The sequence below is a fragment of the Nonomuraea rosea genome, from assembly GCF_039539705.1.
GTDB classification, from domain to species: Bacteria; Actinomycetota; Actinomycetes; order Streptosporangiales; family Streptosporangiaceae; genus Nonomuraea; species Nonomuraea rosea.
The window spans coordinates 110,386-123,646 of record NZ_BAABDQ010000038.1 but is presented as its reverse complement, the minus strand read 5'-3'; the positions used below and the strand labels follow the sequence as shown (position 1 = coordinate 123,646).

Here is a 13,261-nt window from a genome sequence, read left to right as displayed (position 1 = left end):
CTAAGAGCCGCCATGGCGGTGGGCCGACTCCGACTCCTGGGCCATGCGCCGCAGCGTGTCGAGCGCCCTGCCGTACAGGACCGTGCCGAGCACCAGGGCCTCCACAGCGGCGTCGCGCGGGCCGTCCAGCCGGATGGCGTCCATCTCCACCTCGGACACCAGCTTCCTGGCCACCTCGACGTAGGGCGTCAGGTCGCCGGACAGGCCGAGCTGCCGCATCTTGACGAGGGTCTGGGCCAGCTCGTCGCGGGTGGGGGCCTCGGGGTGGATCGTCCAGCCCTGGCCGGTGACGAGCCGGTCGACCTCGGCGCGGGCGAGCTGCCAGTCCTCGCCCGGCTCGGGCTCGACGGTGGGGCCCAGGGCCCAGTGGGCGGTGCCGAGCATCTGGTGAAGGGGCAGCGACTCGTCCTCGACGGCCTCGATGATCTTCTTGATCGAGGCCACGGGGAGCCGGCCCACTTCCAGCAGGGCTCGGATCAGGCGGAGTCTGCGCAGGTGGGAGTCGTCGTACTCGGCCCGGGTCGCAGCGGTCTGCTCGCCCTGGTGCAGCAGGCCCTCACGCAGGTAGTACTTGATCGTAGGGAGGGCCACGCCCGACTTGGCGCTGAGCTCGGAGATGCGCATCGTTGGATAATAGCGCTATCCAGCGCGAGCCAGATGCCGGGCCGCGCTCACGAGCTCGTGCACGTCGGCCTGGCGGTTCCAGAGGAAGACCACCTCCAGCGGGGGGACGTCCTCCTTGATGGGGACGAACGTCACGCTGTCGGGAACGGCCGTGCCCTCGCGAACGCAGAGAGCATAGCCGGTGCCCGCCTCCACCATGTTGATGACCAGGTCATGGGTGGCCGCCGACGGGCCCAGCCTGGGGTGCAGGCGGTGGCGGACGAAGCCCTCCAGGAACCGGCGGGCGCCGGCCACCGCGTCGGACTCCGGCATGATCAGCGGCTCGGCCGTCAGGTCCGACAGGGACAGCGTCTCGTGCGCCGCCAGGGGGTGGTCCCGGTGCAGCAGCGCGCGTACGGGGAAGCGGTGGACGAGCATCCGCGCCACGCCCCTCGGCAGGGAGCCCGGCGCGTAGCCGATCCCGGCCTGCAGGGTGCCGTCCACGATGGAGACGATCTGCTCGGCCGTCCCCATGGGGGCCACGCGCAGATTCCCGGTCTGGAGCTGGGAGAGCAGGCGGGCGACCACGTCCTCCAGCCCGTCGGCCACGCCCAGGCGGGCTGTGTGGCCCTTGCTCCGCGCGGCGGTCACGGCGCGTTCGAAGGCGTCCACCGCGACGGTGGCCTGCGCCAGGAACGCCTCGCCCGCCTCGGTGAGCTGCACGCCGCTCGACGAACGGCTGAACAGCTCGACACCGATCTCCTTCTCCAACGCCCTGAGTTGCTCCGACAATGTCGGCTGGGCGATATGCAGCGCGGCGGCGGCCCGTCGCAGGCTGCCTGCCCGCGCGATCGCCAGCGCGTACCGGACATAGCGTAGATCCATCGCTCACCTCGGCCTGATGATGATGGGCTATCGGTAGATCGCACCTCCGTATTACAAGAGGGGACAGCTCCCGTGAAGGTGTCCAGTTACCCGAAGGTGGCGGCGGTTCTGGCTATCCAGCCTTGAAGTGCTGGTCGGAGGCCGTTTTCAGGATATGAGGCAGGCGTACGGTGAAAGTCTTCGGACGGAAGACGCTGCCATTACGGACACCCGGAAACACCTCATTGGGGACGTTGGGAGACGGGCGGCCTTGCCGAGCAAGCGCTTGCCTAAGCGGCGGGTGCGGGCTAGCGTGAACGGGCCTACCGGCGCGAGCGATCGCGCCCTGTCCTGAGGAGGGGCCATGCAGCCGTTCGCGGGGCGGGCGGCCGTGGCCGGGATCGGGATGACGGCCCTCAGCAGGCGGTCCGGGCGCACCGAGCTGGAGCTGGCGGCCGAGGCGTGCCGGGCGGCCTGCGCCGACGCGGGCATCGGCGCGCACGAGGTGGACGCGGTGCTCAGCTACCACATGAACGACTCCGCGCCCGTCGTGCAGGTCGCCCGCGCCCTGGGCATCGAGCGGCTCGGCTGGCACAACGACATCGCCGGAGGCGGCACGCAGGCGGCGTCGATCCTCGGTGACGCGGCGATGCTCATACACGCCGGTTTAGCGCGAAATATCCTGATCTATCGGGCGCTCAACGGCCGGTCCGGCACGCGCATGAACACCGTCTCCACCGGCCCCCAGGAGCGCTACACCTACGGCCTGGCGGGTCCGATCCCGCTGTTCGCCCTGGCCGCCACCCGCTACCTGCACGACACCGGGCTCACCGCCGAGCACCTGCACGCGGTCGTCGCCCAGTCCAGGGAGAACGCCAAGGCCAACCCCCGCGCGCTGCGCCGCGAGCCGCTCGAACTCGGCGACTACCTCGCCAGGCCGTACGTCTGCACCCCGCTCCGCACGGTGGACTGCTGCCAGGAGACCGACGGGGCCTGCGCGTTGCTGGTCAGCGGCGTGCTCGACGGGCCGCGCGTCCAGGCGGTGGTACGCGGCGGCGGGCCGGGCTGCTCGTCGATGGACCGCGCGCCGGACGTCACCGCGATCTTCTCGGCCTACGTGGCGCCCATGCTCTGGGAGGCGTCCGGGATGCGGCCGGGGCAGGTGGACGTGGCGCTGCCGTACGACGCGTACTCGTGGCTGGTGCCCAGGCAGCTGGAGGACTTCGGGCTGGTCGAGCGGGGGGACCTGGGGGCGTACCTGCTGGAGCGCCGCCACGCCTGGGTGAACCCGCACGGCGGCCTGCTCTCCGAGGGCTACGTGCACGGGCTGAACAACGTGGCACAGGCCGTGCGGGAGCTGCGCGCGGGTCGCGAGGTGGCGCTGGTGACGGGGTTCGGCGGGAGCTACGGGAGCGCTGCTCTGCTCGTACGGTGAAAAATCAGCTGAAATGCTGATGGTGCCTCCGACATGTAAGGGGTGTCCCAACCCCCAGGATGAGGAGGCCGACCATGGGGACCGCCTGTGGATGACGACCGGAGGACCCGGTTCGAGGCCGTGTACGCGGCGACGTACGAGCACATACTCGGCTACGCCATGCGCCGCTGCGACATCCCTGAGGACGCGGCCGACGTGGTCGCGGAGACGTTCACCACCGCGTGGCGCCGCGTCGACGCGTTGCCGCAGGGACCAGAGGCCCGGCTCTGGCTGTACGGAGTGGCCAGGAACGTGCTGGCCAACCACCGGCGCGGCCAGGTCAGGCAGCAGTCGCGGAACGTGGCGCTCGACCACGACATCGCCGACCTGTACGCCGGCACCCCCGAGACCAGCGTCGAGCTGGGCGCGATCGCGCGAGCCTTCCGCGAGCTGCCGGACGGCGACCGGGAGCTGATCTCGCTCGTCGCCTGGGAAGGGCTGGGCCACGACGAGATCGCCCAGGTGCTCGACTGCTCGCGCAACGCCGTACGCATCCGGCTCCACCGGGCGCGCAAGCGCTTCTCGAAGGCCCTGGCAGGGGCCGGAGTCTCGGATCACCGCTTTGTCATGGAGTCCGCATGAACGATGTGCAGCACCTCGCCAGAGTCCACGACGAGAGCCTGGCCGGACAGTCGTCCGGCGCGGGGGCGCGGGCACTGCTCGCCTCGATCATGGCCGAGCCCGTCACGGAGACCGCCCAGGCTCCGGGCCGGCTGCGCCGCCTGCTCCCCGATCTCGGGGCCGCCCGATCTCGCACCAGACGCCTGGTCGTGGGCGCCGTGGCCGTCGCCGGGATCGTGGCGGCGGCCGTGCTCGGCCCCACGGTCCTGGGCGAGCGCGGCGGCACCCCGTCCTACGCCAGCGCGGCCATCGACATCGAGCTGCGCGGCGACATGTACGTCGCCACCATCAAGGACCCGTTCGCCGACCACGCGAAGTACACCGAGGGGTTCAAGGCGGTGGGACTGAACGTGAACCTGAGGATGGTCCCCTCCTCCCCGAGCAAGGTCGGCAAGATCGCGGGCATGAGCCTGAGCGGGCGCCTGGCGGACAACGGCAGGTCCATCGAGAGCGGCACCGCACCCGAAGGATGCGAACTCGGCGCCGAGGGCTGCGCGACGACCATCATCGTGGCGCGCGGCTGGACCGGCTGGGCCTCCGTCCGCCTGGGGCGTGCGGCCGAGCCGGGCGAGAAGTACCAGAACTGGGGCTCGGCCATGAAGAAGGGCGAGGTGCTGGAGGGGTACCGGGCCGATCAGAAGACGGTCGGGGAGGTCCTGGCCGAGGTGCGGCGGCGCGGTCTGAAGGCGGTCTTCCAGGTCATCGTCCCGAGCCCGGGCAACGACGGCTTCAGCCTGCGGCCGGCCGACCAGGCGGGTGAGGTCGGAGACGACTGGATCGTGTGGGAGGTGCAGTCGGAGCAGGCCGGGGTCGTACGGCTGATGGTCACCAAGGAACGCCTGGCGAAGAACCCGGTATACGGCGACCACAGCCCAGCCGAATAGCCCAATCGACCGGCCACCGCCCACCAGGCCCGCTCCGTCCCGTGCGCCGCCTCGCCCGTGCTCCGTTCCCCCGGCTCAGCCGGCGGGGCGGACGAAGCGGGCGTGGCGGGCCTCGGCCTCCTGCGGGCTCAGGAACGAGCGGGCCGCCAGCCACGCCGCCGCCCCCGCCGCGTCCCCGGCCGTGACGGCACCCTCCAGAAGGTCTCGTACGGCCTCCCGTACGGGACCTTCTGACGTGAGCACGCTCCCGGCGAGCACGAGGGGCCGGCCGGGTTCGCGCACGTGGGAGGCCGTCGCGGCGAGCCGGGACGCGGCCTCGGCGACGATCGACCCGGCCAGCGGATCCCCGGCCCCGGCGGCCTCGCTCACCAGCGGCGCCAGCTCGGCGAGCGCCAGCGGGGGACGCGCATGCACCGTCGCCGCCAGCAGCGACACCGGATCGTCCCCAGGGCCGTCGGGCAGCAGGCGCCCGACCACCAGCTCCACCAGCCGCCCACCCGCACCGCCGCGAAACCCACTCTCACCGCCCAGGGGCCCACCCTCGCTTCCCCGAGCCCCGCCCCCGCCGCTTCCCTCTATCGTGCGGATGGTGGCGCGGGCGGCGGCGCGGCCGATCCAGAAGGCCGACCCCTCGTCCCCGAGCAGCCACCCGTACCCGTCGGCGGTGGCGACCGCGACATGGCTGGTAATTTTTGCCGCGATGGCCCCCGTCCCCGAGATGAGCACGGCACCGGAGGGCGTGGCGGTCCCGGCGGCGAACGCGGTCACGATGTCCCCGACCGACCGCACCGGCAGGCCCCCTGCGGTGTGCCCGGGTAAGGTCCGGTCGCTCGGCGCGGCCCCGGGAAGCAGCCGGCCCAGGACCCGCTCGGTCAGGGCCGCGCACTTCTCCGGATGCCCGGCGATCCCGGTGACCACCCCCAGGACCTGCGCAGATCGGGCCTCCGCAAGGGCAGCCCGGACGGCGGCGGTGAGGTTGGCACAGGCGGTCTCCATGCCGAGCGTCCCCGGATTCGCGCCGCCCGCGCGCCCACGGCCCACCGGAGTACCGTCCAGCGTGAACAGCGCGGCGCGGGAAGAGGTGCCCCCGGCGTCGACGCCCAGAACCACGTACATGTCAAAAATTATTGCCGACATGCCTTGACCGCACCACTGGTTGAGCATAATTTTCATCGCGTGGAACTACTGAGCCGCATCCGAGCCGAGCAACACGACATGCCGGAGGCGCTGAGCAAGGTGGCCGACGCGATACTCGGCGGCCCGGCGGAGGCCGCCCGGCTGACGATCGTGGACCTGGCCGAGCGGAGCGGGACCTCCACCGCGACCATCACCCGCTTCTGCCGCGCGCTCGGCTTCGCCGGATACGCGGAGCTGCGCGTGGCCATCGCCACCGAGACCGGCCGGGTGGCCCAGCAGACCTGGCAGACCGACATCGGCCAGGAGATCCTCCCCGACGACAGCCTCGAACGCGTGCTGAACGTCGTCTCCGGCAACGACATCCGCCTGATCCAGGAGACCGGCGACCAGCTCGACCTGGCCGTGGTGGACAAGGTCGCGCAGGCCGTGGCCAGGGCGGGCCGGGTGCTGCTGTTCGGGGTGTCGAGCAGCGCGGCCGTGGCCAGCGAGATGGAATACCGCCTGCAGCGCATGCGGGTGCCGACCTGGAGCAGGTCCGACGCCCACAGCGCGCTGACGGACGCGGCGCTGCTCGGAGAGGGCGACGTCGCGATCGGCATCTCGCACAGCGGCAGGACCCGCGAGGTCATCGAGGTGCTCGCCGAGGCGGGCAGCCACGGCGCGATCACCGTGGCCGTCACCTCGCAGCCGAAGTCGCCGCTGGCGGAGGTGGCCGAGCTGGTGCTGACCACGGCCAGCCGGGCGACGAGCTTCAGGTCCGAGGGGTTCGCGGCGATCCATTCGCAGCTGCTGGTGCTCGACGTCGTGTACGTGTCGGTCGCGCAACGCACGTATGAGCGTACGAAACAGGCTTTCGACGTCACGGTCCGCGCCGTGGCCGGACATCGCCTACCGGAAGGGGACATATGACAAAAAATTCAGCCGTAGACCCGCAAGCGTTCGCCGAGCACGTCGCCCACCTCGTCCGGGTGATCCCGGAGGACCCGGAGATCACGCGAGCCGCCGATCTCTTCACCAAGGCGCTGACCGGCGGCGGGATCATCCAGGCGTTCGGCTCCGGCCACTCGGAAGCCGTCGCCATGGAGATCGCCGGCCGCGCCGGCGGGCTCGTGCCCACCAACCGGCTCGCGCTCAGGGACATCGTCAGGTACGGCGACGCCCCCAGGTCCGAGCTCGACCGCTACGACCTCGAACGCGATCCGTCCATCGGCCGCATCATCCTCGACCTGGCCCCCGTGCGGCGGGGCGACCTGTTCGTCATCATCTCCAACTCCGGCGTGAACGGCGTGGTCGTCGAGCTCGCCACCCTCGTCAAGGAGCGCGGTCACGACCTGATCGCGATCACCTCGCGCGCCCACAGCGATGCCGTCCCGTCCCGCCACCCCTCGGGCCGTAAGCTCGCCGACCTGGCCGACGTCGTCCTGGACAACCAGGCGCCCTACGGCGACGCCGTCCTGCCCCTGCCCGGCGGAGGCGCCACCGGGGCCGTCTCCACGATCACCTCCGCGCTGCTGGCCCAGCTCGTCGTGGCCCAGACGGTACGGAACCTGCTCGAAGCCGGTGAAGTGCCGCCGGTCTACCTCTCGGCCAACGTCCCGGAGGGCGACGCGCACAACCTCCGCCTGGAGGCCCTGTACGCGGGCCGCATCCGCCGCGGCGCCTGACCCAGCCCGACGCGAGCCGCACGCACCCGTAGGCGGCCCGCACCCGCAGGCCGCACTTTCTAACAGCGCGGCGCAAGCCGCACACCACCCCGAGCCGGGCCCGACGGCTCTGTTCGGCATGCACGACATTCGGGGGCCGCACAACCAAGGAGAACCCCACCCATGTCCCGAAATTTCGGAAAAGTCCTGCTCTCCTTAGCCATCCCCATCGTCCTGGCGGCCGTGACCCTCGTGGCCACCCCCGCGAACGCCGCCCAAGCCATCCGCCTCCAATACCGCACCAGCTCACCCGGCGCCACCACGGCCCAGGCCGAGCCCTGGCTCCAGCTCTTCAACGACGGCACCACCACGATCCCGCTCAACCAGGTCAAGATCCGCTATTACCTCACCGGCACCGAGACCTACCGCTTCGCCTGCTCCTGGGCGGTCGTGAGCTGCTCGACGGTGACCGGCCAGTTCGTCCGCCAATCGGGCGCCGCCCAATACCTGGAAGTGGGCTTCACCTCCGGCAGCCTCGCCCCCGGCCAGAACACCAGCGACCTGCAGCTGCGCTTCTACCGCGCCGACTGGCAGACGTTCACCCAGAGCGACGACTACTCCTACGGCGCGCAGACCGGCTACGCGAACTGGGACAAGATCACCGTCTACGTCAACGGCCAGCTCGCCTGGGGCAAGCCGACGGGCAGCGAGCCCACCCCGACCCCCACCGTCACCCCGACCGTCCCGCCGGGCTCGGCGGGCGTGCTGTTCGACGACTTCAGCTACTCGGGATCGAGCGACCCGCTGCTGGCCCAGCGCGGCTGGACGGTCCGCTCCTCCTCGGGCGGCCCAGGAGTGCCCGGGGCGACCTGGTCGCCGTCGGCCGTCACGTTCCCCGGCGGCCTGCTGACGCTCGACAGCTCCACGAACGGCACCGCGGCGGGAACCGTACAGACCGAGTTGTCCACCGCGAGCCGCAAGTTCCACGAGGGCACCTACGCCGCCCGCGTCCGCTTCAGCGACGCGCCGACCGGCGGGCCCGACGGCGAGCACGTCGTGCAGACGTTCTTCACCATCACGCCGCTGCGCTTCAACCTGGACCCCGACTACGGCGAGCTCGACTTCGAGTATCTGCCGAACGGCGGCTGGGGCGAGCCGGCCAACATCCTCTACACCACGAGCTGGGAGACCTACCAGGGCGACCCCTGGCAGGCCGTGAACACCCACACCGAGGAGCGCACCAGCTTCGCCGGCTGGCACGACCTGGTCCTCCAGGTCTCCGGCGGCCGGATGAAGTACTACGTGGACGGCCGCCTGTTCGCCGACCACGGTGACATCTACTATCCCGAGACCCCGATGTGGATCATGTTCAACCAGTGGTTCATCGATCTCCAGGGGGCCGCGGGGACGCGTACGTACCGGCAGCAGGCCGACTACCTCTACTACAGCAAGAACGAGGTCGTGGCGCCCACCGACGTGCTGAGCCGGGTCGCCGCCCTGCGTTCCGCCGGCACCTCCTTCAAGGACACCGTCCCGAACCCGTGACAAAAGCCCTGCGCCCGCCGTCGGCGGGCGCAGGCACCCCCCACCAGAAGGAACGCCATGAAGAACCGCATCCTGGCCCTCGCGGCCGTCTTCGCGCTCGGCGCGTGCGGCACCGCCGAGGAGCCCAAGGCGGCAGCGCCCGGCGCGCCCGCCAAGCTGACCGTCTGGATCATGGACGGCAGCGTCACGCAGGACCTGCTGAAGAAGTTCGAGACCGAGTACGAGACCGCGCACAAGGGCGTGGACCTCGACATCCAGATCCAGGCGTGGGACGGCATCGGCGAGCGCGTCACCGCCGCCCTGGCCAGCACCGACGCCCCCGACGTGATCGAGGTGGGCAACACGCAGGTCGCCCAGTACTCGGCCAGCGGCGGCGTCACGGACCTCACCGCCAAGATCGCCGACCTCAAGGGCGAGGACTGGCTGCCCGGCCTGGCCCAGCCCGGGAAGATCGACGGCAAGCAGTACGGAATCCCCTGGTACGCCGCCAATCGCGTGGTCGTCTACAACAAGGACCTGTTCGCCAAGGCCGGCATCAAGGAGCCCCCGAAGACCCGCGACGAATGGCTAGAAATCACGACAAAGCTCAATAAAGGTGGCAACCAGGGCATCTATCTGACCGGCCAGACCTGGTACGCCCTGGCCGGCTTCATCTGGGACGAGGGCGGCGACCTGGCCGTCCAGCAGGGCGGCAAGTGGGCGGGCAGCCTCGACACGCCGCAGGCCCTGGCCGGCATGGACTACTACCGGCGGCTCCAGGCCCTCGGCAAGGGCCCCAAGGACGCCGACGAGGCGAACCCGCCGCAGCACGAGGTGTTCGCGCAGGGCAAGGCCGCCCAGATCATCGCCGTCCCCGGCGTCGCCGCCCGCGTCCTCGAGGTGGACGCCAAGCTGAAGGACAAGATGGGCTTCTTCCCCATCCCGGGCAAGACGGCCGACAAGCCGGGCACGGTCTTCACCGGCGGCTCCGACCTGATCGTCCCGGTCGCCTCCAAGAGTCAGGAGGAGGCGTACGAGCTGGTCAAGGGCCTGACGGGAGAGCAGTTCCAGACCGAGCTGGCCAAGGCGATGAGCTTCGTCCCGAACCGTACGTCGCTGGCCGGCGTGCTCGCCGGCGACGAGGGCACCGCCGCGATGGCCACGGCCGCCGCCAACGGCCGGGCCACCCCGAACACCCCCAACTGGGCCGCCGTCGAGGCCACCTCCGTGATCAAGCAGTACATGACCGCCGTGCTCACCGGCGCGGACCCGGCGGCGGAGGCGAAGAAGGTCTCCGCGACGATCACCACGACCCTGAACAGCGGATCCTGATGTGGCGTAGGAACCACTCGTTCTGGCCCTACCTGCTCATCGCACCCACGGTGGCAGGCGGGGCCTTCCTCCTGCTCTATCCGCTGCTCAAGGCGGCGGTGATCTCGTTGCAGCACTTCCGCATGGGCGAGCTGATCAGGGGCGGCGCGACCCTCGTCGGCCTGGAGAACTACGCCGAGCTCCTGTCCGGCGCGGAGTTCTGGCAGGTGCTGCTGCGCACGCTCATCTGGACCACGATCAACGTGGTGCTCATCGTGGTGCTCTCGACGGGCGTGGCGCTGATGCTCGTACGCCTGCGCCGCGGTCTGCGCCTGGCCCTGATGAGCGCGCTGGCGCTGGCCTGGGCCACCCCGATCATCGCGGCGACCACGGTGTTCCAGTGGCTGTTCCAGTCGGAGCTGGGCGTGGTCAACTGGCTGCTGGTCACGCTCGGCCTCGACTCCTTCCAGGGCTACACGTGGTTCGCGAACGGCACGGCCACGTTCGCCGTCCTGGTGATCCTCGTGGTGTGGCAGTCGGTCCCGTTCGCCGCGCTCACCCTGTACGCGGGCCTGACCACGATCCCGGCCGAGCTGTACGAGTCGGCCAGGATCGACGGGGGCACCGGTCCGCAGGTGTTCTGGAAGGTCACCGTGCCGATGCTCAGGCACCTGTTCGCCCTGGTCGCCTCGCTGGAGGTGATCTGGGTGGCCAAGTGCTTCCCGCAGATCTGGGTGCTCAGCCAGGGCGGCCCCGACGGCGCCACGACCACCCTGCCGGTGTACGCGTTCAAGATCGCCCGTGTCCTGCACCGCTACGACCTGGGCTCGGCGGTGGCCATGCTCACGGTCGTCATCCTCGCCGTCGCCCTGGTCAGCAACCTGCGCCGAATGGTCCGCTCATGAAGTCATATATCCCACGCTTGCGGCGGCTCACGCTCAACGCCGCGGCGATCGCCGTCCTGGTGGTCATGATCTTCCCGGTCTACTGGATGTTCCTGACCGCGTTCAAGCCGACCAGGGACATCCAGGCGGCCACGCCGACGTTCTGGCCGGCTCATCCGACGATCGAGCACTTCGTCGCCGCGATCAACGCCCCGGGCTTCTGGACCTACTGGGGCAACAGCCTCCTGGTGACCGTGGCGGCGGTGGCGTTCGCGCTGGTGGTGTCGCTGCTGGCGGCGTTCGCGGTGGCCAGGATGCGGTGGCGGGGGAGGGGCGCGTTCGTGGTGGCGGTGTTCGCGGCCCAGATGGCGCCGTGGGAGGCGCTGCTGGTGCCGGTGTTCATCATCGCCAGGGACACCGACCTGCTGGACTCGCTGGCCATGCTGACCGGCGTCTACTTCATGATCACGCTACCCTTCACGATCGTGACGCTGCGCGGCTTCCTGGCCGCCATCCCGCTGGAGCTGGAGGAGGCGGCGCAGGTGGACGGCTGCAGCCGGCTGGTGGCCTTCCGCCGCGTGGTCTTCCCGCTGCTGGCCCCGGGCCTGATGGCGACCTCGCTGTTCGGCTTCATCACCGCCTGGAACGAGTTCGCGTTCGTGAACGTGCTGATCATCAAGGACCAGGGCAAACGGACGCTGCCGGTGTGGCTGTCGTCCTTCCGCGACGTCTTCGGCACGGACTGGGGCGCCACGATGGCAGCCGCCAGCCTGTTCGCCCTGCCCCCGCTGCTGCTCTTCCTGTTCCTGCAACGCCGCGTCGGCACGGGGATGACGGCGGGCGCGGTCAAGGGCTGAGAGATCGCAAGGAAATGGGGGTTTGGGGGACTAAAACGATCAGGAGTCCTTAGGCCATCTTTGTGGCTCGGATACGAACGAGCCTCGGTACGGCACCGTGAAGACCCACCGCTCTTGCCGCAGGCGTGAAACGGCCTGCCGGGCTGTGACCTTGGCGACCCCGTATTGCCGCATCAACGCCTTTTCGCTGGGTATCGCCCGGTTCGGACGGAGCTCGCCGCGTCTGATCCGGGTCACGATGTCATTGGCGATGAGCACATAGAGGGCTCTCGTCTGCTTCAGGCGCGGCACGCCGAGAGGTCCGACGAACGTGCCCTCGCCTCGAACGGTATGGACGAGCCGACGCCGGCGAAGCTCCCGGGCGACGTTTCGCGCGGTGCTCCGCGAGATGTCGAACTCCGCTTCCATGGTGGCCTCGCTCGGCACAGGCTCGCCCGTCCGCAGCTTCCCAGCGGCGATCTGCTCCTGGATCACCTCGGCGACTTGTACGTAGATGGGAACGGGGCCCTCGCGGTCGAGCATGCTCATAGATTAGACGTCTAGATACAAGCAGTCAGGCGAAGTCAAGCATCGGGCCACGACTCCTTCGGGGAGACGTAGCTGCCACGCTGGGCGACCGTGTAGATCCAGCCCTGCTCCCGCAGCAGTGCCATGGCCCGCCGGACTGTCTCGCGCGCGACGTCGTGTTGCTTCACCAGCGCAGTCTCGCCCGGTATGGGGCGGCGGGGAAGGAACGTTCCCTCCTTGATCTGATCGGCGATTTCTGTCGCGATCTGCTGGTAAAGCGGCACTTTGCGCTTCTTGCGAGGAGTTTCGGCCGCTGGGCCGACAAAGGCCCCTTCTCCCTGAACGGTGTAAACGAGCCCTTCCTCGCGCAATACATGGATCGCCCGCCTCGCGGTGGTTCTGGCGACTCCGAACTCCTGCTGGAGGTCGGCCTCGCTCGGCACCGGGTGTCCAGACGAAAGCGCGGAAACCCGATGCCGAAGGATGTCGGCGATCTGAAGGTAGATGTGGGTGTCACCGTCGTAGTCGAGCACGTACGCAACATAGGCCAAGACGGGTGAGAGCTCTCATATCGTGCTGTCTATATAGGCAGAGCGCTCGCTACAAGCAGACAAGAGGAGACGACCGGTTATAGGCTGACGTGATGATCGAGCCTGCTTCGACACCAGAAGATGGCCAGTTCCACTCGGTTCATGTGCCAGGGCCAACGCCATCCCTTACTTGGGCGCCTTTGCAGCCATCCGGTGACCGTGTACGCGTCCGGGACTACACGTGCTACTGCCGGCCGACGTTCTACGAGCTGTGTCAGGCCAGTGACCAGTACTTCATCCGCAGGACCAGGCGAAGGGAAGGAGCCGCCTTGGTCGACGAGTGTGCGCGCGGCCGGCACGCCACCACGATGGCCGTGTGGGCCGATCTGCTGTCGCAGTCGAGCGGTAAGAGGCGTAACTGA

14 protein-coding genes are annotated in these 13,261 nt (G+C 69.7%); 9 read left to right on the top strand and 5 right to left on the bottom strand.

The genetic code is table 11. The features are described 5' to 3' along the window. On the bottom strand, nucleotides 1-624 hold the full coding sequence (locus tag ABEA43_RS51985; RefSeq protein ID WP_345573844.1) for a MerR family transcriptional regulator: 624 nt from the start codon (nucleotides 622-624) through the stop codon (nucleotides 1-3). Between the two features lie 15 nt (nucleotides 625-639). Beyond that, on the bottom strand, nucleotides 640-1,488 hold the full coding sequence (locus tag ABEA43_RS51980) for a LysR family transcriptional regulator (RefSeq protein ID WP_345573842.1): 849 nt from the start codon (nucleotides 1,486-1,488) through the stop codon (nucleotides 640-642). A 343-nt stretch (nucleotides 1,489-1,831) separates the two neighbouring features. On the opposite strand from ABEA43_RS51980, the gene ABEA43_RS51975 reads away from it, so the two are divergent. From ABEA43_RS51975 to ABEA43_RS51965, 3 genes are all read left to right on the top strand, one after another. Then, a complete protein-coding gene (locus ABEA43_RS51975; RefSeq protein WP_345573840.1) occupies nucleotides 1,832-2,902 on the top strand; it encodes a thiolase C-terminal domain-containing protein in 1,071 nt (356 codons plus the stop codon). Nucleotides 2,903-2,989: 87 nt separating this feature from the next. Then, entirely contained in the window at nucleotides 2,990-3,523 is a 534-nt protein-coding gene (locus ABEA43_RS51970; protein WP_345573838.1) for an RNA polymerase sigma factor, read from the top strand. Further along, on the top strand, nucleotides 3,520-4,446 hold the full coding sequence (locus ABEA43_RS51965; RefSeq protein ID WP_345573836.1) for a hypothetical protein: 927 nt from the start codon (nucleotides 3,520-3,522) through the stop codon (nucleotides 4,444-4,446). Before ABEA43_RS51970 ends, ABEA43_RS51965 begins: the two co-directional genes overlap by 4 nt. 75 nt (nucleotides 4,447-4,521) lie before the next feature. On the opposite strand, the gene ABEA43_RS51960 is transcribed toward ABEA43_RS51965, so the two are convergent. Beyond that, entirely contained in the window at nucleotides 4,522-5,562 is a 1,041-nt protein-coding gene (locus ABEA43_RS51960) for an N-acetylglucosamine kinase (RefSeq protein WP_345573834.1), read from the bottom strand. 60 nt (nucleotides 5,563-5,622) lie between these two features. On the opposite strand from ABEA43_RS51960, the gene ABEA43_RS51955 reads away from it, so the two are divergent. The 6 genes from ABEA43_RS51955 (at nucleotide 5,623) to ABEA43_RS51930 (ending at nucleotide 11,802) form a co-directional block, all read left to right on the top strand. After that, a complete protein-coding gene (locus ABEA43_RS51955) occupies nucleotides 5,623-6,492 on the top strand; it encodes a MurR/RpiR family transcriptional regulator (RefSeq protein WP_345573832.1) in 870 nt (289 codons plus the stop codon). Then, a complete protein-coding gene (locus ABEA43_RS51950) occupies nucleotides 6,489-7,247 on the top strand; it encodes a sugar isomerase domain-containing protein (RefSeq protein ID WP_345573830.1) in 759 nt (252 codons plus the stop codon). Before ABEA43_RS51955 ends, ABEA43_RS51950 begins: the two co-directional genes overlap by 4 nt. 162 nt (nucleotides 7,248-7,409) lie before the next feature. After that, complete coding sequence (locus ABEA43_RS51945; protein ID WP_345573828.1) at nucleotides 7,410-8,771, top strand: cellulose binding domain-containing protein; 1,362 nt, start codon at nucleotides 7,410-7,412, stop codon at nucleotides 8,769-8,771. Between the two features lie 57 nt (nucleotides 8,772-8,828). Next, entirely contained in the window at nucleotides 8,829-10,082 is a 1,254-nt protein-coding gene (locus tag ABEA43_RS51940) for an extracellular solute-binding protein (protein WP_345573826.1), read from the top strand. Beyond that, complete coding sequence (locus ABEA43_RS51935) at nucleotides 10,082-10,966, top strand: carbohydrate ABC transporter permease (RefSeq protein WP_345573824.1); 885 nt, start codon at nucleotides 10,082-10,084, stop codon at nucleotides 10,964-10,966. Before ABEA43_RS51940 ends, ABEA43_RS51935 begins: the two co-directional genes overlap by 1 nt. After that, nucleotides 10,963-11,802, top strand: a complete 840-nt coding sequence (locus tag ABEA43_RS51930) for a carbohydrate ABC transporter permease (RefSeq protein ID WP_345573822.1) — start codon at nucleotides 10,963-10,965, stop codon at nucleotides 11,800-11,802. Before ABEA43_RS51935 ends, ABEA43_RS51930 begins: the two co-directional genes overlap by 4 nt. Before the next feature lie 39 nt (nucleotides 11,803-11,841). Here the strand turns inward: ABEA43_RS51930 and ABEA43_RS51925 are convergent, their stop codons facing one another. Further along, on the bottom strand, nucleotides 11,842-12,324 hold the full coding sequence (locus tag ABEA43_RS51925) for a GntR family transcriptional regulator (RefSeq protein ID WP_345573820.1): 483 nt from the start codon (nucleotides 12,322-12,324) through the stop codon (nucleotides 11,842-11,844). A 41-nt stretch (nucleotides 12,325-12,365) separates the two neighbouring features. Continuing rightward, entirely contained in the window at nucleotides 12,366-12,842 is a 477-nt protein-coding gene (locus ABEA43_RS51920) for a GntR family transcriptional regulator (protein ID WP_345573818.1), read from the bottom strand. Nucleotides 12,843-13,261 lie beyond the last annotated feature (419 nt).